29 protein-coding genes are annotated in these 22,636 nt (G+C 63.4%); 20 read left to right on the top strand and 9 right to left on the bottom strand.

The genetic code is table 11. The annotated features are described in order from the left end of the window. The first annotated feature begins 46 nt into the window (after nt 1–46). Complete coding sequence (locus DM872_RS15925) at nt 47–349, top strand: ribbon-helix-helix domain-containing protein (protein ID WP_179060394.1); 303 nt, start codon at nt 47–49, stop codon at nt 347–349. Nucleotides 350–497: 148 nt separating this feature from the next. Here DM872_RS15925 and DM872_RS15920 read toward each other — a convergent pair whose 3' ends face one another. Next, entirely contained in the window at nt 498–896 is a 399-nt protein-coding gene (locus DM872_RS15920; protein WP_179060393.1) for a nuclear transport factor 2 family protein, read from the bottom strand. Between the two features lie 113 nt (nt 897–1,009). On the opposite strand from DM872_RS15920, the gene DM872_RS15915 reads away from it, so the two are divergent. Next, a complete protein-coding gene (locus DM872_RS15915) occupies nt 1,010–1,600 on the top strand; it encodes a GNAT family N-acetyltransferase (protein WP_179060392.1) in 591 nt (196 codons plus the stop codon). Beyond that, complete coding sequence (locus tag DM872_RS15910) at nt 1,597–2,475, top strand: carbon-nitrogen hydrolase family protein (RefSeq protein WP_179060391.1); 879 nt, start codon at nt 1,597–1,599, stop codon at nt 2,473–2,475. The genes DM872_RS15915 and DM872_RS15910 overlap by 4 nt, the downstream gene beginning before the upstream one ends. Nucleotides 2,476–2,601: 126 nt before the next feature. Here DM872_RS15910 and DM872_RS15905 read toward each other — a convergent pair whose 3' ends face one another. After that, complete coding sequence (locus DM872_RS15905) at nt 2,602–4,125, bottom strand: fumarate hydratase (RefSeq protein ID WP_179060390.1); 1,524 nt, start codon at nt 4,123–4,125, stop codon at nt 2,602–2,604. Between the two features lie 214 nt (nt 4,126–4,339). Here DM872_RS15905 and DM872_RS15900 point away from each other — a divergent pair, with 214 nt between their 5' ends. The 3 genes from DM872_RS15900 to DM872_RS15890 are packed head-to-tail and all read left to right on the top strand — an operon-like array spanning nt 4,340 to nt 7,206. Further along, nucleotides 4,340–5,467, top strand: a complete 1,128-nt coding sequence (locus tag DM872_RS15900) for a GGDEF domain-containing protein (protein WP_179060389.1) — start codon at nt 4,340–4,342, stop codon at nt 5,465–5,467. Next, nucleotides 5,460–6,401: an iron-sulfur-binding ferredoxin reductase gene (locus DM872_RS15895; protein ID WP_179060388.1), complete on the top strand. Its 942-nt coding sequence runs from the start codon at nt 5,460–5,462 to the stop codon at nt 6,399–6,401. Before DM872_RS15900 ends, DM872_RS15895 begins: the two co-directional genes overlap by 8 nt. A 31-nt stretch (nt 6,402–6,432) precedes the next feature. Then, nucleotides 6,433–7,206 (top strand): enoyl-CoA hydratase, encoded by a 774-nt coding sequence (locus tag DM872_RS15890; RefSeq protein WP_179060387.1) that lies wholly within the window; start codon nt 6,433–6,435, stop codon nt 7,204–7,206. Between the two features lie 183 nt (nt 7,207–7,389). Here DM872_RS15890 and pyk read toward each other — a convergent pair whose 3' ends face one another. Then, complete coding sequence (pyk, locus tag DM872_RS15885; protein WP_179060386.1) at nt 7,390–8,841, bottom strand: pyruvate kinase; 1,452 nt, start codon at nt 8,839–8,841, stop codon at nt 7,390–7,392. Nucleotides 8,842–8,951: 110 nt separating this feature from the next. After that, on the bottom strand, nt 8,952–9,755 hold the full coding sequence (locus DM872_RS15880) for a tetratricopeptide repeat protein (RefSeq protein WP_179060385.1): 804 nt from the start codon (nt 9,753–9,755) through the stop codon (nt 8,952–8,954). A 169-nt stretch (nt 9,756–9,924) separates the two neighbouring features. On the opposite strand from DM872_RS15880, the gene DM872_RS15875 reads away from it, so the two are divergent. The 3 genes from DM872_RS15875 (at nt 9,925) to DM872_RS15865 (ending at nt 11,222) form a co-directional block, all read left to right on the top strand. Further along, entirely contained in the window at nt 9,925–10,296 is a 372-nt protein-coding gene (locus DM872_RS15875) for a tetratricopeptide repeat protein (RefSeq protein ID WP_179060384.1), read from the top strand. A gap of 83 nt (nt 10,297–10,379) precedes the next feature. Then, nucleotides 10,380–10,802 (top strand): DUF4124 domain-containing protein, encoded by a 423-nt coding sequence (locus DM872_RS15870; protein ID WP_179060383.1) that lies wholly within the window; start codon nt 10,380–10,382, stop codon nt 10,800–10,802. Nucleotides 10,803–10,862: 60 nt separating this feature from the next. Next, nucleotides 10,863–11,222 carry a PilZ domain-containing protein gene (locus DM872_RS15865; RefSeq protein WP_077526741.1) on the top strand — a complete coding sequence of 120 codons (360 nt, stop codon included), beginning with the start codon at nt 10,863–10,865 and terminating at the stop codon, nt 11,220–11,222. Between the two features lie 102 nt (nt 11,223–11,324). Here DM872_RS15865 and DM872_RS15860 read toward each other — a convergent pair whose 3' ends face one another. Beyond that, entirely contained in the window at nt 11,325–11,828 is a 504-nt protein-coding gene (locus DM872_RS15860; protein WP_179060555.1) for a L,D-transpeptidase family protein, read from the bottom strand. A gap of 42 nt (nt 11,829–11,870) precedes the next feature. Further along, complete coding sequence (locus tag DM872_RS15855) at nt 11,871–12,425, bottom strand: NUDIX hydrolase (RefSeq protein WP_179060382.1); 555 nt, start codon at nt 12,423–12,425, stop codon at nt 11,871–11,873. A gap of 169 nt (nt 12,426–12,594) precedes the next feature. Here DM872_RS15855 and DM872_RS15850 point away from each other — a divergent pair, with 169 nt between their 5' ends. From DM872_RS15850 to DM872_RS15830, 5 genes are read left to right on the top strand one after another with little or no spacing between them, the layout of a single operon-like run. Further along, the gene (locus tag DM872_RS15850) at nt 12,595–13,197 is read left to right on the top strand and encodes a CoA pyrophosphatase (RefSeq protein ID WP_179060381.1); all 603 of its coding nucleotides are present in this window, start codon (nt 12,595–12,597) and stop codon (nt 13,195–13,197) included. 21 nt (nt 13,198–13,218) lie between these two features. After that, nucleotides 13,219–13,743 carry a gamma carbonic anhydrase family protein gene (locus DM872_RS15845; protein WP_179060380.1) on the top strand — a complete coding sequence of 175 codons (525 nt, stop codon included), beginning with the start codon at nt 13,219–13,221 and terminating at the stop codon, nt 13,741–13,743. After that, nucleotides 13,743–13,952 carry a DUF1289 domain-containing protein gene (locus DM872_RS15840; protein ID WP_179060379.1) on the top strand — a complete coding sequence of 70 codons (210 nt, stop codon included), beginning with the start codon at nt 13,743–13,745 and terminating at the stop codon, nt 13,950–13,952. Before DM872_RS15845 ends, DM872_RS15840 begins: the two co-directional genes overlap by 1 nt. Before the next feature lie 17 nt (nt 13,953–13,969). After that, nucleotides 13,970–15,151, top strand: a complete 1,182-nt coding sequence (gene purT, locus DM872_RS15835; RefSeq protein WP_179060378.1) for a formate-dependent phosphoribosylglycinamide formyltransferase — start codon at nt 13,970–13,972, stop codon at nt 15,149–15,151. Next, on the top strand, nt 15,148–15,921 hold the full coding sequence (locus DM872_RS15830) for an SGNH/GDSL hydrolase family protein (protein ID WP_179060377.1): 774 nt from the start codon (nt 15,148–15,150) through the stop codon (nt 15,919–15,921). Before purT ends, DM872_RS15830 begins: the two co-directional genes overlap by 4 nt. 58 nt (nt 15,922–15,979) lie before the next feature. Here the strand turns inward: DM872_RS15830 and DM872_RS15825 are convergent, their stop codons facing one another. Then, complete coding sequence (locus DM872_RS15825) at nt 15,980–16,804, bottom strand: transporter associated domain-containing protein (protein ID WP_179060376.1); 825 nt, start codon at nt 16,802–16,804, stop codon at nt 15,980–15,982. Between the two features lie 7 nt (nt 16,805–16,811). After that, complete coding sequence (locus DM872_RS15820) at nt 16,812–17,612, bottom strand: cytochrome C assembly family protein (RefSeq protein WP_179060375.1); 801 nt, start codon at nt 17,610–17,612, stop codon at nt 16,812–16,814. 156 nt (nt 17,613–17,768) lie between these two features. Between DM872_RS15820 and ffh the strand changes: the two genes are divergently transcribed. The 6 genes from ffh (at nt 17,769) to DM872_RS15790 (ending at nt 21,855) form a co-directional block, all read left to right on the top strand. After that, nucleotides 17,769–19,142, top strand: coding sequence for a signal recognition particle protein (ffh, locus tag DM872_RS15815; protein ID WP_179060374.1), 1,374 nt, complete (start codon nt 17,769–17,771; stop codon nt 19,140–19,142). A gap of 136 nt (nt 19,143–19,278) precedes the next feature. After that, nucleotides 19,279–19,530: a 30S ribosomal protein S16 gene (gene rpsP, locus DM872_RS15810; RefSeq protein WP_069085410.1), complete on the top strand. Its 252-nt coding sequence runs from the start codon at nt 19,279–19,281 to the stop codon at nt 19,528–19,530. Nucleotides 19,531–19,538: 8 nt separating this feature from the next. Continuing rightward, nucleotides 19,539–20,075, top strand: coding sequence for a ribosome maturation factor RimM (rimM, locus tag DM872_RS15805; protein ID WP_179060373.1), 537 nt, complete (start codon nt 19,539–19,541; stop codon nt 20,073–20,075). A gap of 9 nt (nt 20,076–20,084) precedes the next feature. Continuing rightward, on the top strand, nt 20,085–20,837 hold the full coding sequence (gene trmD, locus DM872_RS15800; protein ID WP_077526760.1) for a tRNA (guanosine(37)-N1)-methyltransferase TrmD: 753 nt from the start codon (nt 20,085–20,087) through the stop codon (nt 20,835–20,837). A gap of 44 nt (nt 20,838–20,881) precedes the next feature. Further along, complete coding sequence (rplS, locus tag DM872_RS15795) at nt 20,882–21,232, top strand: 50S ribosomal protein L19 (RefSeq protein WP_003451517.1); 351 nt, start codon at nt 20,882–20,884, stop codon at nt 21,230–21,232. Between the two features lie 194 nt (nt 21,233–21,426). After that, nucleotides 21,427–21,855 carry an acyl-CoA thioesterase gene (locus DM872_RS15790; protein ID WP_179060372.1) on the top strand — a complete coding sequence of 143 codons (429 nt, stop codon included), beginning with the start codon at nt 21,427–21,429 and terminating at the stop codon, nt 21,853–21,855. A gap of 45 nt (nt 21,856–21,900) precedes the next feature. Here the strand turns inward: DM872_RS15790 and DM872_RS15785 are convergent, their stop codons facing one another. Further along, nucleotides 21,901–22,581, bottom strand: a complete 681-nt coding sequence (locus tag DM872_RS15785) for a hypothetical protein (RefSeq protein ID WP_179060371.1) — start codon at nt 22,579–22,581, stop codon at nt 21,901–21,903. Between the last annotated feature and the right edge of the window lie 55 nt (nt 22,582–22,636).

The raw sequence follows: 22,636 nt of genomic DNA, 5'->3' as shown, positions 1-22,636 counted from the left end.
CTACCTGGCCCAATTGATTCCGCATCGCCAAAACAGGAGGCGCACCATGTGCGAGCTGTACGTCAAGGCCGATCCCATCCTCTACGAGTCCCGTTCGCGCTCGCTGCGCATCCGTGGCGTGGTCACCACGCTGCGCCTGGAGAACCAGTTCTGGGACATCCTGCGGGAAATCGCCGAGGTGGACGGCATGACCACCAACCAGCTCATCACCAAGCTCTACGACGAGGTGATGGAGTACCGCGGCGAGGTGGTCAATTTCGCCTCCTTCCTGCGCGTGAGCTGCACTCGCTACCTGGCCCAGCGCCGCGCGACTGTGGTCGAGCTGCCCAAAGCGCGGGTGAACACTTAACGGCTATGCCCACAGCCTCGCGAGCTAGAGCGAGACAAGGCATAAACAGCTGAGAAAGCGGACTGGGCTCGCACGCGAGTTTACGACTGTAAATGAGCATTTCGAGGCTGTTTATAACGCCGTATCGCCGACGCGCAGCAGGCTGTTCTCAGCAGACCTGTTCGACCCAGTCGTTCAGGTTGTAGTAGTTCGTCACCCGAGCGATCTTGCCGCAGTGGATATGGAAGAAGGCGCCGGCCGGCAGCACGTAGGTCTGGCCCTTGGCTGGCGGCAGGCCCTCATCGTTGGACAGGTACTGGCCGTGCACCACGAACTCGGCGGCGGCGCGGCTGCCGTCGGCGCTCTGCATGACCACGATGTCCGACAGCCGCTCCTTGTAGCAGCGGTTCATCTTCTCCATGAACGCCGCGAAGGCCGCCTTGCCCTGCTGGCGTTCGCCCTGGTTGATGTCGTGCACCACATCCTCGCTGAGCAGGGCGAGGAAGGCTGGCATATCGCTGGCGTTGAAGGCGGCGTAATAGGCTTGCACCAGTTCGGTAGCGGTCATGGTTGGGTTCCTGTCGCAATGGGGTCATTCGGTCCGTGTCCGGCATGATAGGTTCCTGACCGGAGCCCGACTTAGCCAGGGGCGTCATCCACTTCCCCAGAACGACCGATCCGATGCAGATCCGACTTCTCCAGGGCGCAGACATCGCGCCTCACATCGATGACCTCGCACGCCTTCGCCTGACGGTGTTCCGCGAGTTTCCGTACCTCTACGACGGCACACTGGCGTATGAAGCGCGCTACCTCGCCACCTACGCTGAATCGCCGGAAAGCCTGTTCGTCCTGGCGCTGGATGGCGAGCGTGTGGTGGGGGCTTCCACCGGTCTGCCGATGGCGGATGAAACCGAAGCATTCCAGCGGCCGTTCCGAGAGCAGGGTTGGGACCCGGCGCGCATCTTCTACTTCGGCGAGTCCGTGCTGCAGGCGGAGTACCGGGGCACCGGGTTGGGCGTGCGATTTTTCGCCGAGCGCGAGGCTTATGCACGGCGCCTTGGGCGTTTCGCGCATTGCGCCTTCTGCGCGGTGGAGCGATCAGCCGATCATCCCCGCCGTCCACCCGGTTACCAGCCACTCAATGAATTCTGGGCGCGGCGTGGTTATCGCCACTACCCGGAGCTGCGCACCGAATTCCACTGGCGTGACCTGGACGAAGCGGCGGAGTCGGCCAAGCCCATGTCCTTCTGGCTCAAGGAGCTCACCCCATGATCAGGATCGCCGCCTGCCAGTACGCCATCGAGTTGCATGAAAGCTGGGAGGCCTACGCCACTCACCTGGAGGGCCTGTGCGCCGAGGCGGCTGCGGCAGGCGCGAAGCTGCTGGTGCTGCCCGAGTACGCCGGCCTGGTGCTGGCCGGTCAGTTGGCGCCGGACGAGCGAGGGGACTTGCAGGCGTCCATCGTCGGCATCCAGCCCCTCCTGCAGGACTGGCGGGCACTGTGCGCCGGCATCGCCGCGAAGCTCGGTGTCTACCTGCAACCCGGCAGCCTGCCGGTGCGTGATGCCGATGGGCGATTCCGCAACCGCGCCTGGCTGTTTGGACCGGGCGGCGAACTGGGCTATCAGGACAAGCTGATCATGACCCGCTTCGAGCGGGAGCAGTGGGGCATCGCGGCGGGGGAGGGGTTGAAGGTGTTCGACACGGCCCTGGGGCGACTGGGCATCCTGATCTGCTACGACAACGAGTTCCCCCTGCTGGCGCGCACCCTGGCCGAAGGCGGCGCCGACCTGATCCTCGCCCCCAGTTGCACCGACACCGAAGCCGGCTACAACCGCGTGCGCATCGGTGCCCAGGCGCGCGCGTTGGAGAATCAGATCGCCGTCCTGCAGTCGCCTACCGTTGGACTCGCCCCCTGGTCACCAGCGCTGGATGAAAACATCGGCCGTGCTGGCCTCTACGTGCCGCCGGACTACGGCATGCCGAGCAACGGCGTGATCGCCGAAAGCCCCGACCTCTGCCCTTCGACCAGCCAGTGGCTGATCTGCGACCTCGACTTGGACGAAGTGCGCCGGGTACGTACGGAAGGGCAGGTGTTCACTCGGCGGGATTGGCCGGAGCAGTTCGGCCAGACAACGCTTTTGTAGGTTGGTGCTGAGCCTGCGAAGCCCAACGCAGCGATGTTGGGCTTCGCTCCGCTCTGCCACAACCTACGGGAGCATAAAAAAAACCCGGCGCATGGCCGGGCTTTTTCATTCAGCGAAGGTGAAGGCTTACTTCACTTCCACCGCCAGGTTCTCGGCGATCTTCTGTTGCCAGATCGCCGGGCCGGTGATGTGCACCGACTCGCCGTTGGTGTCGACGGCGACGGTGACCGGCATGTCCTTCACGTCGAACTCGTAGATGGCTTCCATACCGAGTTCGGCGAAGGCCAGGACCTTGGACTTCTTGATCGCCTGGGCAACCAGGTAGGCGGCGCCGCCGACGGCCATCAGGTAGACGGCCTTGTTGTCCTTGATCGCGTCGATAGCGATCGGACCACGTTCGGACTTGCCGATCATGCCCAGCAGGCCAGTCTGCTCGAGAATCTGGCGAGTGAACTTGTCCATGCGGGTCGCGGTGGTGGGGCCAGCCGGGCCAACCACTTCGTCGCCAACCGGATCGACCGGGCCGACGTAGTAGATGAAGCGGCCTTTCAGGTCCACCGGCAGCTCTTCGCCCTTGTTCAGCATGTCGACCATGCGCTTGTGCGCAGCGTCGCGGCCGGTGAGCATCTTGCCGTTGAGCAGGATGGTCTCGCCCGGCTTCCAGCTCTGCACTTCTTCCGGGGTGATCGTGTCGAGGTCGACGCGGCGCGCGGACGGGCCGGCTTCCCAGACGATTTCCGGGTAGGCGTCCAGCGACGGGGCTTCCAGTTCAGCCGGGCCGGAGCCGTCGAGCACGAAGTGGGCGTGACGGGTAGCGGCGCAGTTGGGGATCATGCAGACCGGCAGCGAGGCAGCGTGGGTCGGGTAGTCCATGATCTTCACGTCGAGGACGGTGGTCAGGCCGCCCAGGCCCTGGGCGCCGATGCCCAGCTGGTTGACCTTCTCGAACAGCTCGAGGCGCATTTCCTCGATCTTGTTCTGCGGACCGCGGGCCTTCAGCTCGTGGATGTCGATTTCGTCCATCAGGACTTCCTTCGCCATCACCGCGGCCTTCTCGGCGGTACCGCCGATGCCGATGCCGAGCATGCCCGGCGGGCACCAGCCGGCACCCATGGTCGGGACGGTCTTCAGTACCCAGTCGACGATGGAGTCGGACGGGTTGAGCATGGCCATCTTCGACTTGTTCTCGGAGCCGCCGCCCTTGGCCGCTACGTCCACTTCCACGGTGTTGCCGGGAACGATGGAGTAGTGGATGACCGCCGGGGTGTTGTCCTTGGTGTTCTTACGGGCGCCCGCTGGGTCGGCCAGGATGGAGGCGCGCAGGACGTTCTCCGGCAGGTTGTAGGCGCGACGCACGCCCTCGTTGATCATGTCGTCCACGCTCATGGTGGCGCCATCCCAGCGCACGTCCATGCCGACGCGGACGAACACGGTGACGATACCGGTGTCCTGGCAGATCGGGCGGTGGCCGGTGGCGCACATGCGCGAGTTGATCAGGATCTGCGCCATGGAATCGCGCGCGGCAGGCGATTCTTCACGCAGATAGGCCTCATGCATGGCCTGGATGAAATCCACGGGATGGTAGTAGGAGATGAACTGCAGGGCGTCGGCGACACTCTGGATCAGATCATCTTGCTTGATCACGGTCATGTGGGCGCTCCTCTTGGAGGGAACATCAGGGAAGCGCCGGACCACGACCCGGCGCGCGAGGCTAAAAAAGGCGCGGCAGTATAGCGCGTGGCGCTAGTCGGGCACAGTCGCCGGTAGTCGACCTTGGTCGGTTGTCGGACACATCCTACAGGCTAGGAAATTTGTGATCACAGGCGTACATTGAAGGCATGGTGCCATTACGGGAAGGAGCCCCATGAGCCCATCCACCCAGCGGGTCAGCCATAGAGCCTTGCAGAGTCTGCTGCTGAAGCGCTTCGGTATGGCGGTGGCTACCTACTCGATGGTCCTGCTCTTGTGCTGGGTCGCGATGATCGGTGGCTTGTTCCGGGTTTCTCCGAGCACCGCCCTGATCGGCTCCGGCCTTGTTGCCGCGTCCCAGCTCGCACTGTTCTGGCTGTTCCTCAGCGGACACAACCTGCGTTTCTCCGACCCCAGCCTGACGGAACCCCAGGTGCTGCTCGCACTGGTCTGGAGCACCTGGCTGATGTCCATGGTCGACAACGCGCGGGGCACCTTGCTGACCGTCTACGTGCTGATCATGATGTTCGGCGTGTTCCAGCTGAAGCCCAGGGTCTTCGCCCGCTGCGCAGCAATCGGCTTCTTCGCGTTCGCCGGTCTCAACCTGTATGAGGCCTACCTGATGCAATTGGCCGACCCGGCCCTGGCGTTGCTGCAGGTTTGCGTACTGTTCGTACTGATGGTCTGGCTGAGCCTGTTCGCCAGTTATGTCCAGGCGCTGCGCCAGCGCATGCGTCAACGCCGCTTCGCCCTGCAGGCGCACCAGGACACACTGCGTGGAATGATGCGCCAGCTGGAAGACCTGGTCGCGACCGACGAACTGACCGGGCTGTTCAACCGCCGTCATTTCCTGCGCCTGGCCAGCCGCGAACTGGACAGTCTGACGCCGAACCGCCAGCACGGACTGGCCCTGATCGACCTCGACCATTTCAAACGCATCAATGATGTTCACGGCCACGCCGCCGGGGATCGGGTGTTGCAGACCTTCGCGGCCGTGGCGCGGGCCTGCCTGCGCGACGGCGACGTGTTGGCACGCTACGGTGGCGAGGAGTTCGTCCTGCTGCTGCCCAACTGCGATGCGGACCGCCTGACCGCCTGCTGCGAGCGCCTGCGTCAGGCCTTCGAGCAGGCTGAGCCAGTGGGCGTGCAGCTGGAACGGTTGAGCCTGTCGGCGGGCATGACGTTGCTGACGGCCGGCGATGATCTGGATGATGCGTTGCAGCGTGCGGATCAGGCACTCTATCGGGCGAAGCGCGGCGGACGTAACCGTTGCGATGCCGCCTGGGAGGGCCTGGGTGCCTGAACTCGAAGTTGCCGGAAAACGTTGGAACGTAGCCCCCGCCAGCAACCTGCTGGACGCTCTGAACGCGGGCGGCTGCAACGTGCCTTTCAGTTGCCGAGCCGGCAGTTGCCACGCCTGCCTGGTGCGCTGCCTGTCCGGTGAACCGGCGGATGCCAGGCCCGAGGCGCTGGACAGTATCCAGCGTGCCGAGGGGTGGCGGCTGTCCTGCCAGTGCCTGGTGGTGCAGGACCTGGTGGTGGAGGTGTTCGACCCGGCGCGCGATGGCGTGGAAGCCGAAGTCGTTGGCGTCGACTGGCCGGGCCCGGATGTCCTGCGCCTGCGACTCGTGCCATCGCGGCCGCTGCGTTACAGCGCCGGCCAGCATCTCCTGTTATGGAATGACGAGGGCGTCGCCCGGCCCTATTCCCTGGCCAGCCTGCCGGGTTTCGATGACTTCCTCGAATTCCACCTGGATTGCCGCAAGCCTGGGCTGTTCAGCGACAGGGCCCGGCGTCTGGTTGCGGGCGACAGGCTGCGCCTGGGCGAGCTGCATGGCGGCGCGCTGCACTATGAACCGGCCTGGGACACCCGGCCGCTGTTGTTCCTTGCCGCAGGCACTGGACTGGCGCCGCTCTGGGGGCTGCTGCGGGAAGCACTGCGGAATCATCATCAGGGCCCCATCCGCATCATTCATCTGGCCCATGACGCCGGCGGACATTATCTGGCCAAATCCCTCGCCGAGCTGGCTGCAACCCATTCCGGGCTTGTCGTCCAACTGATCACGCCGGCCGAGCTGCCAGAGGTTTTGGCGCAATTCCGCCTTGTTTCGCGGCAAACCATCGCCTTACTCTGCGGCCACCCCGCCAGCGTCGAGGAGTTTGCGCGCCGGCTTTATCTGGCCGGCCTGCCCCGCAACCAGCTGCTGGCCGATACCTTCCTGACCCGCGAAACCTGAGCCGCGGGCCAACACCAATCGAGGATTTGCCATGAGTGAGCACATTCTGGTCGAGCGCGAGCAGGGCTTGCTGACGCTGCGCATGAACCGCCCGGACAAGAAGAACGCCCTGACCCGCGCCATGTACAGCGGCATGGCCGAAGTACTGGATGCCGCGCGGGACGACACTGGCGTACGGGCGGTGCTGATCACCGGCAGCGAAGAGTGCTTCACCAGCGGCAACGACATCGTGGACTTTCTGCAGGAACCGCCGAGCGGAATGGACAGCCCGGTGTTCCAGTTCATGCGCGCGTTGTTCGACTTCCCCAAGCCGGTGGTGGCGGCGGTAAGTGGTCCGGCAGTAGGTATCGGCACTACCCTGTTGCTGCACTGCGATCTGGTCTATGTGAGCTGCGATGCGAAGCTGAAGATGCCGTTCGTCAGCCTTGGCCTGTGCCCCGAGTTCGGTTCCAGCCTGATCCTGCCGCGCCTGCTGGGTCACGCGAAAGCGGCTGAGCTGCTGCTGTTGGGCGAAGGTTTCACTGGTGAGCAGGCTGCCAACTGGGGTATCGCCAACGCCGCCCTGGAGAATGGTGCTGCGACCCTGGCCCGCGCTCGCGAGGCCGCGCTGCGATTCCTCGACCTGGCGCCTTCGGCCTTGATCGCGAGCAAGCGCCTGATGCAGGCACCGGGTCGTGAGGAATTGCGTCGGGTGATCTCGGAGGAGGGCGAACTGTTCAGCCAGCGCCTGCGTTCGCCTGAGGCGGTCGAAGCGCTGTCGGCCTTCACCCAGCGTCGCAAGCCGGATTTCTCGAAGTTCGTGTGACACCAGCTCTTTGACTGTGGGGGCGAATTCATTCGCTAAGGGCAGCTTGCTGCCCCCCTCCAGCGTTGGAGGGCAGGCCTGCGGCCTGCAGAGCGAATGAATTCGCCCCCACAAGATTCCTGATCCCCAATTGCGCAAACAAAAAAGCCGCCCCGAAGGGCGGCTTTTTTCATTCCAGGCAGGTCAGACCAGCAGGTCGCCGACGTGGAGGATCTTCATGGTGTTGGTACCGCCCTGGGTGGTGTAGCTGTCACCCTTGGTCAGGATCACCCAGTCGCCCTTGGTCACCACGCCGCGTTGCAGCAGTTCGTCCACGGCCATCTGGCTGACCTTCTCCGGCGGCAGCGCGGCGGCGTCGAAGGGGATGGTCTCCACGCCACGGAACAGCGCCACGCGGGCCTGGGTTTCGCGGTGCGGGGAGTAGGCGAAGATCGGCACGGAGGAACGGATGCGCGACATGATCAGCGGGGTGTAGCCGCTTTCGGTCAGGCAGATGATGGCCTTGATGCCCGGGAAATGGTTGGCGGTGTACATCGACGCCAGGGCGATGCTTTCGTCGCAACGGTCGAAGGTCTGGCCGACGCGGTGGTGGGAACGGCGGGTGTCCGGGTGTTTCTCGGCGCCCTGGCAGATGCGCGCCATGGCCTGTACGGCCTCGACCGGGTATTCGCCGGCGGCGCTTTCGGCCGACAGCATCACGGCGTCGGTGTAGTCGAGCACGGCGTTGGCTACGTCCGAAACCTCGGCGCGGGTCGGCATCGGGCTGTGGATCATCGACTCCATCATCTGGGTCGCGGTGATCACGGCTTTGTTGTAGCGGCGGGCGTGCAGGATGATCTTCTTCTGGATACCCACCAGTTCGGCGTCACCGATTTCCACGCCCAGGTCGCCACGGGCCACCATGACGGCGTCGCTGGCGCGGATCAGGCCGTCGAGGGCTTCGTCGTCGGCCACGGCTTCGGCGCGTTCGATCTTGGCCACCAGCCAGGCCTTGCCACCGGCCTCGTCGCGCAGGCGGCGAGCCAGCTCCATGTCGGCGGCGTCACGGGGGAAGGAAACGGCCAGGTAGTCCAGGTCCATTTCCGCAGCCAGTTTGATGTCGGCCTTGTCCTTGGCGGTCAGCGCCGGTGCGGTCAGGCCGCCGCCGCGACGGTTGATGCCCTTGTGGTCGGACAGCGGGCCGCCGATCAGCACGGTGCAGTGCAGCTCGTCAGCGGTGGTGGAGACGACGCGCATCACCACGCGGCCGTCGTCCAGCAACAGCTCGTCGCCGACACCGCAGTCCTTGATCAGGTCCGGGTAGTCGATGCCCACCACTTCCTGGCTGCCGGCGTCACGCGGATGGGTGACGGAGAAGCGGAAGCTGTCGCCTTCCTTCAGTTCGATGCGCTTGTTGGCGAACTTGGCGATGCGGATCTTCGGGCCTTGCAGGTCGCCGAGCAGGGCGACGAAGCGGCCGTGCTTGGCGGCCAGTTCGCGGACCAGGCGGGCGCGTGCCTTGTGTTCTTCGGGGCTGCCGTGGGAGAAGTTCAGGCGGGCGACGTTCAAGCCCGCGATGATCAGTTGCTCCAGGACCTCCGGGGAGTTGCTGGCCGGGCCGAGGGTGGCGACGATTTTGGTGCGGCGGAAAGGCATGCGAAGACTCCATTTTTCAAGCAGAGCGCGAGGCTACTACGCGAGAAAACTGTAGTCATTGTTCCTGTGCACTACCCGCTGAATTGTTTCAGGTGGAGCGCTGGCCGGCGCTAGGGGCGGCTCTGGTTGAGGGCCTGATCGAGGTGTTGTGAAGCCTTGCTGGCCAGATCGCTGTTCGGGAACTGCACCAGCAGCCGACGGAAATAGCCGATCGCCTTGTCGCGACTGGCGTGGGGATTGTCCGGCGCCAGGTACATCAGCCCCAGCTGATAGAGCGCCTTCTCCTTGATGTCCGGCTGTACGTGGGCATCGGACAGTGCCAGCAGGTAGAGCTCTTCGGCTTCGGCCACGCGGTCCTTGAGTACGGCTCGACGCGAGAGGAGGGTCATGTCCGGGTCCAGCCCCGGCTTGTAGAGGTCCAGGTTGTTGCTCGGCTGCCAGGTGGCGAGGAGTTCGCGGGAACTCTTCTGCACCGGCTCCCCGGCGCGTTGGCGGATGACCAGGATGCGCGCTTCGGCGCGCTGGGCTGCGCGGCTGCTGGGAAATTCGTCGAGGACCCGTTCCAGGTAGCCCAGGGCTTTGGTGTCGTCCCGTTGTTCGTTGTAGCGGCTCATGTAGATGAGGCCGATCTGGTACAGGGTGATGGCGCGAACATCGTCGCTGAACTTGTCGTCGCGGTAGCCGACCAGATACAGCTCCTCCGCCTCGGGGCTCTTCGCGTCGCGAATGGCCATGGCGCTGTAGGTCAGCAGATCGCCTTCTTCTTCCACCGCCGCGGCCATTCGCTTGCTCTTCATGGTCTTGTACTCCACTACTTCATTGGTGGTGACCTGGGCAATGAACAGCGGGGTGGTGGGCGAACAGGCGCCCAGCAGCAGGCACAGGGTGAGGAGGGCGGGGCGCGTGGAGTGCATGACGGAACCGTGTCCTTGGGCGACGTCCGCAGTCTAGCAGTGGCCGCTTGCCATTCGAGGGGCGCGCCAGCAGGTCCAATCGGAGGTTATGCTTCGCTCTTCTCGTTCGCCCAGCGGCCTGAAGAAGTGGCGCTCCCAGCCGATATCCCGTGGGACGGAGGAATTATCCATGCGAACCCTGATCATTCTGACCCTGCTGGCGGCCGTGGGCGGTTGCACCCGCTGGTCCCTCGATCATCACCTGAACAACGCCTATCGCTCTTATGAGAGGGGGAATTGCGAGGACGTGATGCTCGAACTGTCCAAAGCCGAGCGCAAGAGCCGCTCCCGCCAGTACCTGCAACCGGAAATCTCCTTGCTTCGTGGCCAGTGCCTGGAGTGCCAGAGCCTGTTCGTCGATGCGGCGCAGACCTACCAGTTCATCATTGCCCGCTATCCCGCCAGCGAGTACGCCTACCGGGCCAAGGCGCGCCTGGAGACCCTGCAGCAGCTCGGCCGCCTCACCGGCAGTTCTGCCAAGGCCAGCGTCGCACCGCTCTGACCCGTAACCCGGCCGTCGGTCGTTGCCAGCTTGAGCTGGGCCCGGCCGGGGCTAAGCTGAGCGTCAATCCGAGGAACGCTGGAATGCGCTACCTGCTGTGCTGTCTGTTGCTGGTTCCGGCCATTGCCGGTGCCGAGATCTATCGCTGGACTGATGCCCAGGGACAAGTGCATTTCAGCGAGACACCCAGGGAGGGCGCCGAACCGGTCTCGGTAAAGCCCCAGGTAATCGAACGCGATCAGGCGACTCGTGAGCGTGAGGCGCGCACTGAGAAGGTCTTCGATGCGCGCCGCCAGGAACAGGCTGCCGCGGCGGATCGGGCTACGGAGGCGCGGGCGCGGCAACAGAAGGTGTGCAGCCGGTTGCGTTCGCAGCAGGACGATTTGAATCACGGCGGACCGTTCTACCGGCTCGACGAGCGTGGCGAACGCCAGTACTACACTGATGAACAGATCGAAACCTACCGTCGCAAGCTTGGCGAGAGCATCTCCCGCGATTGCAATTGAAGGTTGGTCTGGGGTTACAACGAGTTCATACTGAAGTGCCACCAATAGCGATTTGATATCATGCCTACCAAGCGCCATATCGAACGCCATCAGCTGCCTTATTACCTGAAGGTGTTCAATCGAATCACCGACAAGCCCATGGGTTACCTGGGCAATGTTTCCATGGACGGCCTGATGCTGATCAGCCAGCTGCCCATGCTGGTGGGTGCGCGCTTCGATATGCAGTTGAAGATTCCGGGCAAGGATGGGCAGCTGCACTTCATCGATTTCTATGCCACCTGCCAGTGGTGCCACGAGGATGTGACGCCTGGCCACTACGATTCCGGTTTCTCGCTGGTGGCGCCGCCGTCGGAATACGCCGACCTGATTGACGCCCTGCGATTCTATTTCAGCTTTCGCCCTTTGGCCGCCTCGGCCTGAGTCTGCCTGAAAAAAGGCTTCCAGCCTGCGTCGAGCTTTGGCTGATTCCTGCGAGAAAAAAGAAAAAGGCGCCAGATGGCGCCTTTTTCGCAGAAGTTCGGTTCAGGGGCGGATTTCGATCAGCGTCCCGTCCCTTACCAGACTCCATATTTCGCGCATATCCGAGTTCTTCATGGCGATGCAGCCTTCAGTCCAGTCCAGGCTGTGGAAATACCATTCAGGGTATTCCTCATCCAGCGGTGTGCCGTGAATCATGATCATGCCGCCCGGCGTCACGCCCTTGTCCCTGGCCTTCGCTGCGTCGCGGGCGTTGGGGTAGGAGATGTGCAGGGACAGGTTGAACTTGTCGCTGGTCTTGCGCCAGTCGATCCAGTAGAAGCCTTCGGGCGTGCGCTGGTCCCCTTCGCGCAGCTTCGGGCCAAGTGGTTGCTTGCCGAGCGAGATGCGGTAGGACTTGAGAATGTCGCCGCGATTCATCAGCAATAGTTTGCGCTCCGATTTCACCACCAGGACCTTGTCGATGGATTTATCAACCATCGTCGGCGTGGTGCTCGCCTGGGCGAGAGCGGCAAGGCTCATGGAAAGTACGACTAGCAACCAGCGCATCGGCACAGCAACCCCACAGTGTTCAAGTCAGCAGATTAGTGGTCAGGCTTTTTTGTAGTAGGCCAGCAACGGAGCGAGTGGCTCGTTGCGCACCGGGAAGACCTGCCCGGCGCGGTCGGCGAAGTAGCATTCTAAGGTACGGCCCACGGTCGGAAAAGCCAGCTCCGACCAGGGAATATCCCTTTCGTGGAAGAGACGCACCTCCAGGCTTTCGTCACCGGCGGCGAAGTCCAGGTCCACCAGCTCGGCGCGGAAGAAGGTGTACACCTGACTGATGTGCGGCAGGTCGAACAGCGTATAGAGGTTGAGATTGCGTACCCGCGCGCAGGCTTCTTCGAGCGTTTCGCGGGTGGCGGCCTGTTCCATCGTCTCGCCGTTTTCCATGAAGCCGGCGGGCAGGGTCCAGTAGCCCTTGCGCGGATCGATGGCGCGGCGGCAGAGCAGCACCTGCTCACCCCAGACCGGCAGGCAGCCGGCGACAATGCGTGGATTCTGGTAGTGGACCGTGTGGCAGCTGTCGCACACGTAGCGCAGGCGGTTATCGCCATCGGGAATGCGCTGGGCGACCGGGGCGCCGCACTGGCTGCAGTATTTCATCGTCGTTCCTCGGGGGCAGGCGCTCATCTTGGCGCGGCACGGTGTTGCACGGCAAGCGGCGTACCGGGCAAACCAAGGATGGTGAATGGTGCGACCTGTCGGCGTGGGACTTGGGCGGCCCGGAGGTTCATGCCATGATGCCCGGCAGTCGAGAACAACGAGAAAATCCATGCTGGATGACCTGCTCCGTCGTGTGCAGAGCTACTCCCCGAGAACCCTGGAAACCGATCACGACTTCCCTGAAGCGGCGGTGCTGGTGCCCATCACGCGCAGCGACGAGCCCGAGCTTGTCCTGACCCTGCGCGCCAGTGGCCTGTCCACCCATGGCGGTGAGGTGGCCTTTCCCGGCGGTCGTCGCGACCCCGAGGATGCGGACCTGATCCAGACTGCACTGCGCGAGGCGGAGGAAGAAGTGGGCCTGCCGCCAGGCTTGGTGGAAGTGATCGGCCCGTTGAGCCCGCTGGTTTCCCGCCATGGCATCAAGGTCACCCCGTATGTCGGGCTGGTCCCGGACTTCGTCCAGTACAAGGCCAACGACGGCGAGATCGACTCGGTCTTCAGCGTGCCGCTGGCGTTCTTCCGCGACGATCCGCGGCAGGTGACCCACCGCATCGATTACCTCGGCCGTAGTTGGTACGTCCCCAGCTATCAGTACGGCGAATACAAGATCTGGGGCCTGACGGCGATCATGGTCATCGAGCTGGTCAACTTGGTCTATGACGCCGACATCGATATGACCCGCGCCCCCGCGAGCTTCATAAAACTCAAATAAGCCCCGTTCGAGGAGCGCCTGATGAAATACCGCCTTGGAACCGCCCAGGTCGAAACCCATCCCGACAGCTGGACCGCCCCGACTGCCACCCTGGTGGGCAAGGTGCGCCTGGATGCCGGTGCCAGCGTCTGGTTCGGCGCCGTACTGCGCGGCGATAACGAGCTGATCCACATTGGTGAGAACAGCAACGTCCAGGACGGCACCGTGATGCATACCGACATGGGCTATCCGCTGAACATCGGCCGCTCCGTCACCATCGGCCACAACGCCATGCTGCACGGTTGCTCAGTGGGCGACTTCAGTCTCATCGGCATCAATGCCGTGGTGCTCAACGGCGCGAAGATCGGCAAGTACTGCATCATCGGCGCCAACGCACTGATTCCCGAAGGCAAGGAGATCCCGGACGGTTCGCTGGTCATGGGCTCTCCCGGCAAGGTGGTGCGTGAGCTGACCGAGCAACAGAAGAAGATGCTCGAAGCCAGTGCCGCCCACTACGTACACAATGCCCAGCGCTATGCCCGCGATCTGACCGAACAGGACAACTGATGGACGCTGAACGCCCCGTCCGCTCCCCCTGCGTGCAGGTCTGTGTGCTGGACGACCATGACATCTGCGGTGGTTGCCAGCGCACCGCCGACGAAATCACCCGCTGGGGCCGCATGGACAACGCCGAACGCCGCGAAGTCCTGGCCCGCTGTTTCGAGCGCGCCAAGGCCAGCGGCCTGTTCATCAGCTCTCCGTCCCAGGCTTCTTGACTCCCCGAGGAAACGACATGCCCCGTATTGGAACCCCCTTGTCGCCCAGCGCGACCCGTGTACTGCTGTGCGGCTCCGGCGAGCTCGGCAAGGAGGTGGTGATCGAACTGCAGCGCCTCGGCTGTGAAGTGATCGCCGTCGACCGCTACGCCGATGCCCCGGCCATGCAGGTGGCGCATCGCAGCCACGTGATCAGCATGCTGGACGGTGCGGCCCTGCGCGCCGTGATCGAGCAGGAGAAGCCGCATTACATCGTGCCCGAGATCGAGGCGATCGCCACCGCGACCCTGGTGGAGCTGGAAGCCGAAGGCTTTACCGTGGTGCCCACTGCCCGCGCAGCCCAGCTGACGATGAACCGGGAAGGCATCCGCCGCCTCGCCGCCGAGGAACTGGGCGTGCCCACCTCGCCCTATCATTTCGCCGATACCTTCGAGGACTACAGCGCGGCGGTGGCCAGCGTCGGCTACCCCTGCGTGGTCAAGCCGATCATGAGTTCCTCTGGCAAGGGCCAGTCGGTGCTCAAGTCCGACGCCGACCTGAAGGCCGCCTGGGATTACGCCCAGGAAGGCGGTCGCGCCGGCAAGGGACGGGTCATCGTCGAAGGTTTCATCGACTTCGATTACGAAATCACCCTGCTCACCGTGCGTCACATCGGTGGTACCAGCTTCTGCGCGCCTATCGGTCATCGTCAGGTGAAGGGTGACTACCACGAGTCCTGGCAGCCCCAGGCGATGAGTCCGAAGGCCCTGGCCGAGTCGGAACGCATTGCCCAGGCGGTGACCGAGGCCCTGGGTGGCCGCGGTCTGTTCGGCGTGGAGCTGTTCATCAAGGGCGACCAGGTGTGGTTCAGCGAGGTTTCGCCGCGTCCCCACGACACCGGCCTGGTGACGCTGATTTCCCAGGACCTCTCCGAATTCGCCCTGCACGCACGAGCCATCCTCGGCCTGCCGATCCCGGCCATCCGCCAGACAGGCCCGTCCGCCTCGGCGGTGATACTGGTGGAAGGCACGTCCGGCCAGGTCAGCTTCGGCAACCTGGGCGCGGCGCTCAGCGAGCCGGATACCGCGCTGCGTCTGTTCGGTAAACCCGAAGTGGACGGTCAGCGCCGCATGGGCGTTGCCCTGGCGCGGGACGAGTCCACCGATCTGGCGCGGGCCAAGGCGACCCGTTCCGCGCAGGCGGTCGACGTCAAGCTGTGATGCGCCTGGCCATGTGGTTCTGGTGGGTTGCCGCGCTGCCGCTGCTACCCCTGGCACTGCCCATGGCCATGCATACCCGCCGTACCGCACTGCGCCTGTCGCCCGCCGCCGGGCCAGAGCGGGGGCTTGCAGGAAGCGAACTGGAAGGCGAACCCCTGCGACTTCTATTGATTGGTGAATCCACCGTTGCCGGAGTCGGCGCTTCCTGCCTGGACTTCGCCCTGGCCGGCCAGTTGGCCTCGGCCCTGGCCATGCGCCTGCGGCGCCCCGTGGCCTGGCGTGCCTGCGGCGAGAACGGCATCACGGCGGGCGAGGCTCTGGAGCGGCTCCTGCCGCAGGTGGCGGATGAACCTGTCGACCTGGTGCTGCTGGTCTTCGGCGTCAACGACACCACCCATTTCAGCTCCAGTCGCCGTTGGCAGGAGGCCCTGAAGGGAATGGCGCAGCATTTCGTCGGGCGTGGTGCGCAAGTCGCGCTGGCCGGCGTGCCACCGCTGCAGCATTTCACTGCATTGCCCTGGCTGTTGCGCCAGTTGCTCGGCTGGCGTGCCAGCTTGCTGGATAGCCAACTACGGGCGCTGGCGGAGCGTGAGGGTATTGCCTGCTGTGCTACACGCCTGGAGATGCGCCCGGAGTTCCTGGCGCTGGATGGCTACCATCCGTCTCCACTCGGCTATCGCGTCTGGGGCGAGTCGCTGGCGGACTGGTTCATCGCATCGGTTCAGTCGACCCGGGAGACGGAAGATCTGGCGCTGGATCTGAGCGCATGAAGCCGGGGCGGCTATCGCGGTTTTCTTCGGGCTTGGAACGGTCAGCGGAGGGTGGCGATCAGGCCTTCGGCGTAAGCCCGGCGCGCCAGGCGAGCACGCGCTGCACGCGGTTTTCGCCGGACTGGAGGATTTCCAGGCGATAAGGGCCGACCTTCAGGCACACGCTGGAGTCGGGAATCTGTTCCAGGGCTTCGGTGATCAGGCCGTTGAGGGTCTTCGGCCCGTCGCAGGGCAGGTGCCAGCCGAGTACCCGGTTGAGTTCGCGCAGGTGCAGCGATCCGTCCAGCTCATAGCGGCCGTCTTCGCGGGACTGGATGCCCGGGTTGGGGGCGAAGTCTTCCAGGCTGCCAAATTCACCCACCAGTTCCTGGAAGATGTCTTCCAGGCTGACCAGGCCCACCACATCGCCGTATTCGTCGACCACGATGCCAAGGCGGCGCTTCTGCTTCTGGAAATTCACCAGTTGCGTCAGCAGCGGCGTGCTTTCCGGCACGAAGTAGGTCTCGCGGCTCACCGCCATCAGCTGCTCGGCGGTGGTCGGACCTTCGGTCAGCAGGCGTGGCAGCTGGCGCAGGTGGAGGATGCCTTCGATCTGGTTGATGTCTTCGCGGTACAGCGGCAGGCGCGTGTGGGTGGCGTTCTGCAGCTGGGCGAGGAGTTCTTCCTGCGAAGCGTCCAGGTCGATCCCCTGGATTTCGCTGCGGGGAATCATGATGGAGCTGATGGTGACCCGTTGCAGTGCGTCGGTCACGGCCACCGGCAAACGGGACTGCGGCTGGATTTCCACGCCATGGCGACGGCGTGTGGCCAGCCAGGCGACCACCGCGCCGGCTACCAGGGAGAGGGTGATTCCAAGGAGGAGGCCGGCGAGCAGTCCGTGCATGGGATCGTCAGACGTGGAGGATGAATTCGCGGACCAGCTTGCTGCCGAAATACGCCAGCATCAACAGGCAGAAACCTGCCAGGGTCCAGCGGATGGCCTTGTGTCCGCGCCAGCCGAGCTGGTGGCGGCCCCACAGCAGCACGCCGAATACGACCCAGGCGATGCAGGAAAGGATGGTCTTGTGTGCAAGATGCTGGGCAAACAGATTGTCCACGAACACCCAGCCGGAGATCAGCGACAGCGACAGCAGGCACCAGCCAGCACTCAGGAAACCGAACAGCAGGCTTTCCATGGTTTGCAGGGCGGGGAAGTTCTTGATCAGCCCGGACGGGTGCTTGTGCTTGAGCTGATGGTCCTGCAGCAGCAACAGCAGGGCCTGGAAAACCGCCATGGTCAGCAGGCCATAGGCCAGGATCGACAGCAGGATATGCGCGAGGATGCCTGGTTGCTCATTGATGGCCTGGGACGTGCCGCCCGGTACCAGCGCCGCCGCAAGCACCGTCAGGGCGCCGAGCGGTAACAGCAGGAGCAGCAGGTTCTCGATGGGAATCCGTGCAACCGCCACTATGGTCAGCAGGATCACCGCGGCGGCGATCAGGCTGGCGGCATTGAAGAAGTCCAGATAGAGCCCGGCAGGGGTCAGCAGCTGGAAAAAGAGAGCGGCGCAATGGGCGAGCAGGGCCAGGCCGCTGCCGAGGATCAGCAGGCGTTTGTCCGGCGTGGTGCGCTGGCTGAGGCGAAAGCCCTGGTAGCCAGTGGTGCCCATATAGAGGAATGCAGCCAGGAGGCTGGGCAGCAGAGGGTGCATAAGTCCTTGTAAGGCAAGCCCGAAAGGCAGTGAGTGTGGCATACAAGGCTTGACGGTGAAAGACCGCTGGCGGTGTCGGCAACGCCGACTCTTCGTTATACTCCGCCGCCTGCCGCAAGCTCAGCCGGGGCTCATGAGAGCCCGAAAGGAACGCGCATGTTTGAAAACCTAACCGACCGCCTCTCACAGACGCTGCGCCATGTCACCGGCAAGGCCAAGCTGACCGAGGACAACATCAAGGACACCCTGCGCGAGGTGCGCATGGCCCTGCTCGAGGCCGACGTCGCCCTTCCGGTGGTGAAAGACTTCGTCGCCAAGATCAAGGATCGAGCGGTCGGTACCGAGGTTTCCAAGAGCCTGACCCCGGGCCAGGCCTTCGTGAAGATCGTCCAGGCCGAACTGGTCGAGCTGATGGGCGCCGCCAACGAGGACCTGGCGCTGAACTCGGCGCCGCCGGCGGTGATCCTGATGGCTGGCCTGCAGGGTGCGGGCAAGACCACCACGGTTGGCAAGCTGGCGCGCTTCCTCAAGGAGCGCAAGAAGAAATCCGTGCTGGTGGTTTCCGCGGACGTTTACCGCCCGGCGGCCATCAAGCAGCTGGAAACCCTGGCCAACGACATCGACGTCACCTTCTTCCCGTCCGACACCAGCCAGAAGCCGGTGGCGATTGCCCAGGCGGCGATCCAGGAAGCGAAGCTGAAGTTCATTGACGTCGTCATCGTCGACACCGCGGGTCGCCTGCACGTCGACACCGAGATGATGGACGAGATCAAGCAGGTTCACGCCGCCATCAAGCCGGTGGAAACCCTGTTCGTGGTCGACGCCATGACCGGCCAGGACGCCGCCAATACCGCCAAGGCATTCAACGATGCCCTGCCGCTGACCGGCGTGGTGCTGACCAAGGTCGACGGTGACGCCCGTGGCGGTGCCGCGCTTTCGGTACGCGCCATCACTGGCAAGCCGATCAAGTTCCTCGGCATGGGTGAGAAGACCGAAGCTCTCGACCCCTTCCACCCGGATCGTGTCGCCTCGCGCATCCTCGGCATGGGTGACGTACTCAGCCTGATCGAGCAGGCCGAGCAGAACATGGATCGCGAGAAGGCCGAGAAGCTCGCGAAGAAGATCAAGAAAGGCAAAGGCTTCGACCTCGAAGACTTCCGCGACCAACTGCAACAGATGAAGAACATGGGCGGCCTCGGCGGCCTGATGGACAAGCTGCCCATGCTGGGTGGGGTCAACCTGGCGCAGATGGGCAACGCGCAGAACGCCGCAGAAAAACAGTTCAAGCAGATGGAGGCGATCATCAACTCCATGACGCCTGCGGAGCGTCGCGATCCCGACGTGATCAGCGGCTCGCGCAAGCGCCGCATCGCGCTGGGCTCTGGTACCCAGGTGCAGGACGTCGGCCGTCTCATCAAGCAGCACAAGCAGATGCAGAAAATGATGAAGAAGGTCACCGCCAAAGGTGGCATGGCCAAGATGATGCGCGGCATGGGCAGCATGTTCCCCGGCGGCATGCCGAAGATGTGAGTCCAGGCCGCCGATCGGTAGCCGCCAAAAAGAGATTTGCAATCGGCCGCATAATCCTTAGAATATGCGGCCTTTCGGGCCCATGGCCCATGTGTGTGCACAGCTTGAAAAGCACCGACTATAGGAACGAAGTTCAATGGTAACCATCCGTCTTGCCCGTGGCGGCTCCAAGAAGCGCCCCTTCTACCACCTGACCGTGACCAACAGCCGCAATGCGCGCGATGGTCGCTTCGTTGAGCGCGTTGGCTTCTTCAACCCGGTTGCTCAGGGTGCCGAAGTCAAGCTCTCCGTAAATCAGGAGCGCGTCAGCTACTGGCTGAGCCAGGGCGCCCAGCCGTCTGAGCGCGTTGCTCAGCTGCTGAAGGAAGCTGCCAAGGCTGCTGCCTAAGCATCTTTATGAGCACGACGCCGGCCCCCGTCGATGAACTGATCGTTCTCGGCAAGATTTTCTCGGTGCATGGCGTACGTGGCGAGGTGAAGGTCTACTCCTTCACCGATCCGCTGGATAACGTGCTCGATTACCGCCGTTGGACGCTCAAGCGTGACAACGAGGTAAAGCAGGTCGAAGTCGCCAGCGGACGTGTGCACGGCAAGGTCCTGGTAGTAAGGCTGAAAGGGTTGGACGACCGCGAGGTTGCCCGGACCTACGCAGGTTTCGAAATCTGCGTGCCCGTCAGCGAACTGCCGGATCTCGACGATGACGAGTTCTACTGGCACCAGTTGGAAGGTCTCAACGTGATCAATCAGGACGAGCAGCTGCTCGGCCGAATCGATCATTTGCTGGAGACCGGTGCCAACGACGTGATGGTGGTCAAGCCCTGCGCTGGCAGCCTTGATGATCGTGAACGCCTGCTGCCCTATACGGACCAGTGCGTGTTGTCGATTGATCTGGACGCCGGCGAGATGCGGGTGGAATGGGACGTTGATTTCTAAGGGCCTGACATGAAAAGCATGCAGGTCGAAGTTATCAGCATCTTTCCCGAGATGTTCGCTGCCATCAGCGAGTACGGCATCACCAGTCGTGCGGTGAAGCAAGGGCTGCTCAAGCTCAATTGCTGGAATCCGCGGAGCTTCACCGAAGACCGCCACCAGACGGTGGATGACCGGCCCTTCGGCGGTGGCCCCGGCATGGTGATGAAGATCCAGCCCCTGGAACGGGCCCTGGCAGCAGCCAAGGCAGCGACGGGGGAGAAGGCGAAGGTGATCTACCTCTCGCCGCAGGGGCGCAAGCTTGAGCAGGCGGCCGTGCGCGAGCTGGCGAACGAGGAAGCATTGATCCTCATCGCTGGTCGTTACGAAGGCATCGACGAACGCTTCATTGAGGAGCACGTCGATGAGGAATGGTCGATCGGCGACTACGTCCTGTCCGGCGGTGAGCTGCCGGCCATGGTGCTGATCGATGCGGTGACGCGGTTGCTGCCCGGTGCGTTGGGCCACGCGGACTCCGCCGAGGAGGACTCCTTTACGGACGGCCTGCTCGATTGCCCGCATTACACCCGACCGGAGATGTATGCAGGCAAACGTGTTCCCGAGGTGCTGCTCAGCGGCAACCACGAACACATCCGGCGATGGCGTTTGCAGCAGGCGCTTGGGCGCACCTGGGAACGTCGGGTCGATCTTCTGGATTGCCGCTCGCTTTCTGGAGAAGAGAAAAAGCTGCTGGAGGAATACATCCGCCAGCGGAACGATAGTTAACGTATCGATGGCACGCCCAGAAGGCCTGTCTTAGGAGCATAGCGATGACCAACAAAATCATTCAGCAGATCGAAGCTGAACAAATGAACAAAGAGATTCCGGCTTTCGCCCCGGGCGACACCGTAATCGTTCAAGTGAAAGTGAAGGAAGGCGACCGTTCCCGTCTGCAGGCCTTCGAAGGTGTGGTCATCGCCAAGCGTAACCGCGGCCTGAACAGCGCTTTCACCGTCCGCAAGATCTCCAACGGCGTAGGCGTTGAGCGTACTTTCCAGACCTACTCCCCGCTGGTTGACAGCCTGAGCGTCAAGCGCCGCGGCGACGTGCGCAAAGCCAAGCTGTACTACCTCCGCGACCTGTCCGGCAAGGCAGCTCGTATCAAGGAAAAGCTGGCCTAATCGCCGAGCTTTCCCGAAAAAGCCCGCCCAGGTTCGCCTCGGCGGGTTTTTTCTTGCCTGCGCGCGGGGGATAATCCGCGCCCCGCCGGGCTGCCCGGACGGGAGTATTCCTGCCCATCCGGCAGCGCACAGAAGAACGACAAGAGTCGCAGCACGAGTGGCAGCCACATAAGTTTGATTCAGGTAGTAGTGGCATGACCCCGAGAGAGCACGAAATCGCCCGCCGGACCGAGCTGTCCGAAAGCCGGGTAACCAAGGCGGTGTTCCCGCCCAGCACCAACCATCACAACACCCTGTTCGGTGGCACCGCCCTGGCCTGGATGGACGAAGTGTCCTTCATCGCTGCCACGCGCTTCTGTCGCTTGCCACTGGTGACCGTTTCCACCGACCGGATCGACTTCAAGCATCCGATCCCGGCCGGCTCCATCGTCGAATTGGTTGGGCGCGTGGTGAAGGTGGGCAACACCAGCCTCAAGGTCGAGGTCGAGGTGTTCGTCGAGGACATGTACAGCGCCACCCGCGAGAAGGCCATTACCGGTGTCTTCAGCTTTGTCGCTATCGATGACGAGAAGCGCCCGGTGCAGATCCTTCCGGCGTTTCCCCAGGCGGCCGACGCTGCGTGAGTGAAAAAGGCACCCGATGGGTGCCTTTTTCGTCTTCGGTCAGGATCAGTGGCGCATGCTGATCTTCAGTGACGCCTGGGACAGGTCGATATTGTTCAGCGTCAGACTGCCGAAGCTCTGGTTCTGCGGTGCGCCGGCAACGCGGATGTTCTCGAAGCGCAGCTCGCCGATGGAACTGGGCAACCGCAGGTTCACCGAACCGTCCGAATTGACCACCGAGGTCATCTTGCTGGTGTCGTAGACCACGTCCTTCATCGAGGTTTCGGCATCCAGGCTGTCCAGCACCGGCATCACCAGCTTCGCCAGTTGCTTCACCGCGCCCAGCCCGTCGCCTTGTTCGGCTTGCAGGAACAGCCCCTGCAACACATCGTCCAGACCCTGGGCGCTGACCTTGCTCATCTCCAGGTCGGTCAGTGGGCGCAGGCCCCGCGGGGTTTCCTGGCGGCTGATGCTGGCGGGCGGCTGCAGACGCTGGATATCGGCGCTGGCCATCTGGAAGGGACTCATCAATGCAGCCACGAGGGTGGCCGCCAGACGCAGATTGCTCTGTTTCTTGAGGGCCTTGGTCAGTTGCTTCTGGGTTAGCAGGCCTTGCGCTATCAGTACTTCACCCAGCCGCATCTTGCTGGTGAGTTGCATCTTGATCGCGGCATCCAGCTGCTGGGAGGTGATCAGACCCTTGTTGATCAGGATCTGCCCCAGGCGGGAGTTCATTTGGTTGGCCATGTTCCGGTACCAGCGGTGGGTGATAGCAAGATGAAATCATCCACGGCCAGCCCGA

Source organism: Pseudomonas taiwanensis, from assembly GCF_013393345.1.
Lineage (GTDB): Bacteria > Pseudomonadota > Gammaproteobacteria > Pseudomonadales > Pseudomonadaceae > Metapseudomonas > Metapseudomonas resinovorans_C.
Note: the sequence above shows the minus strand (reverse complement) of the source record. Positions and strands in the feature narration are given on the sequence as shown.

What these genes read in the sequence shown, in the direction of transcription:
- DM872_RS15905 (WP_179060390.1), bottom strand. Translation starts at nt 4,125, where the DNA reads ATGACCGTGATCAAGCAAGATGATCTGATCCAGAGTGTCGCCGACGCC.
- DM872_RS15840 (WP_179060379.1), top strand. Translation starts at nt 13,743, where the DNA reads ATGGACGCTGAACGCCCCGTCCGCTCCCCCTGCGTGCAGGTCTGTGTG.
- DM872_RS15845 (WP_179060380.1), top strand. Translation starts at nt 13,219, where the DNA reads ATGAAATACCGCCTTGGAACCGCCCAGGTCGAAACCCATCCCGACAGC.
- DM872_RS15915 (WP_179060392.1), top strand. Translation starts at nt 1,010, where the DNA reads ATGCAGATCCGACTTCTCCAGGGCGCAGACATCGCGCCTCACATCGAT.
- DM872_RS15875 (WP_179060384.1), top strand. Translation starts at nt 9,925, where the DNA reads ATGCGAACCCTGATCATTCTGACCCTGCTGGCGGCCGTGGGCGGTTGC.
- pyk (WP_179060386.1), bottom strand. Translation starts at nt 8,841, where the DNA reads ATGCCTTTCCGCCGCACCAAAATCGTCGCCACCCTCGGCCCGGCCAGC.
- DM872_RS15785 (WP_179060371.1), bottom strand. Translation starts at nt 22,581, where the DNA reads ATGGCCAACCAAATGAACTCCCGCCTGGGGCAGATCCTGATCAACAAG.
- DM872_RS15890 (WP_179060387.1), top strand. Translation starts at nt 6,433, where the DNA reads ATGAGTGAGCACATTCTGGTCGAGCGCGAGCAGGGCTTGCTGACGCTG.
- DM872_RS15820 (WP_179060375.1), bottom strand. Translation starts at nt 17,612, where the DNA reads ATGCACCCTCTGCTGCCCAGCCTCCTGGCTGCATTCCTCTATATGGGC.
- rpsP (WP_069085410.1), top strand. Translation starts at nt 19,279, where the DNA reads ATGGTAACCATCCGTCTTGCCCGTGGCGGCTCCAAGAAGCGCCCCTTC.
- DM872_RS15910 (WP_179060391.1), top strand. Translation starts at nt 1,597, where the DNA reads ATGATCAGGATCGCCGCCTGCCAGTACGCCATCGAGTTGCATGAAAGC.
- DM872_RS15880 (WP_179060385.1), bottom strand. Translation starts at nt 9,755, where the DNA reads ATGCACTCCACGCGCCCCGCCCTCCTCACCCTGTGCCTGCTGCTGGGC.
- DM872_RS15920 (WP_179060393.1), bottom strand. Translation starts at nt 896, where the DNA reads ATGACCGCTACCGAACTGGTGCAAGCCTATTACGCCGCCTTCAACGCC.
- rplS (WP_003451517.1), top strand. Translation starts at nt 20,882, where the DNA reads ATGACCAACAAAATCATTCAGCAGATCGAAGCTGAACAAATGAACAAA.
- DM872_RS15900 (WP_179060389.1), top strand. Translation starts at nt 4,340, where the DNA reads ATGAGCCCATCCACCCAGCGGGTCAGCCATAGAGCCTTGCAGAGTCTG.
- DM872_RS15860 (WP_179060555.1), bottom strand. Translation starts at nt 11,828, where the DNA reads ATGCGCTGGTTGCTAGTCGTACTTTCCATGAGCCTTGCCGCTCTCGCC.
- DM872_RS15855 (WP_179060382.1), bottom strand. Translation starts at nt 12,425, where the DNA reads ATGAAATACTGCAGCCAGTGCGGCGCCCCGGTCGCCCAGCGCATTCCC.
- DM872_RS15825 (WP_179060376.1), bottom strand. Translation starts at nt 16,804, where the DNA reads ATGCACGGACTGCTCGCCGGCCTCCTCCTTGGAATCACCCTCTCCCTG.
- rimM (WP_179060373.1), top strand. Translation starts at nt 19,539, where the DNA reads ATGAGCACGACGCCGGCCCCCGTCGATGAACTGATCGTTCTCGGCAAG.
- DM872_RS15865 (WP_077526741.1), top strand. Translation starts at nt 10,863, where the DNA reads ATGCCTACCAAGCGCCATATCGAACGCCATCAGCTGCCTTATTACCTG.
- purT (WP_179060378.1), top strand. Translation starts at nt 13,970, where the DNA reads ATGCCCCGTATTGGAACCCCCTTGTCGCCCAGCGCGACCCGTGTACTG.
- DM872_RS15925 (WP_179060394.1), top strand. Translation starts at nt 47, where the DNA reads ATGTGCGAGCTGTACGTCAAGGCCGATCCCATCCTCTACGAGTCCCGT.
- DM872_RS15850 (WP_179060381.1), top strand. Translation starts at nt 12,595, where the DNA reads ATGCTGGATGACCTGCTCCGTCGTGTGCAGAGCTACTCCCCGAGAACC.
- DM872_RS15790 (WP_179060372.1), top strand. Translation starts at nt 21,427, where the DNA reads ATGACCCCGAGAGAGCACGAAATCGCCCGCCGGACCGAGCTGTCCGAA.
- trmD (WP_077526760.1), top strand. Translation starts at nt 20,085, where the DNA reads ATGAAAAGCATGCAGGTCGAAGTTATCAGCATCTTTCCCGAGATGTTC.
- DM872_RS15870 (WP_179060383.1), top strand. Translation starts at nt 10,380, where the DNA reads ATGCGCTACCTGCTGTGCTGTCTGTTGCTGGTTCCGGCCATTGCCGGT.
- ffh (WP_179060374.1), top strand. Translation starts at nt 17,769, where the DNA reads ATGTTTGAAAACCTAACCGACCGCCTCTCACAGACGCTGCGCCATGTC.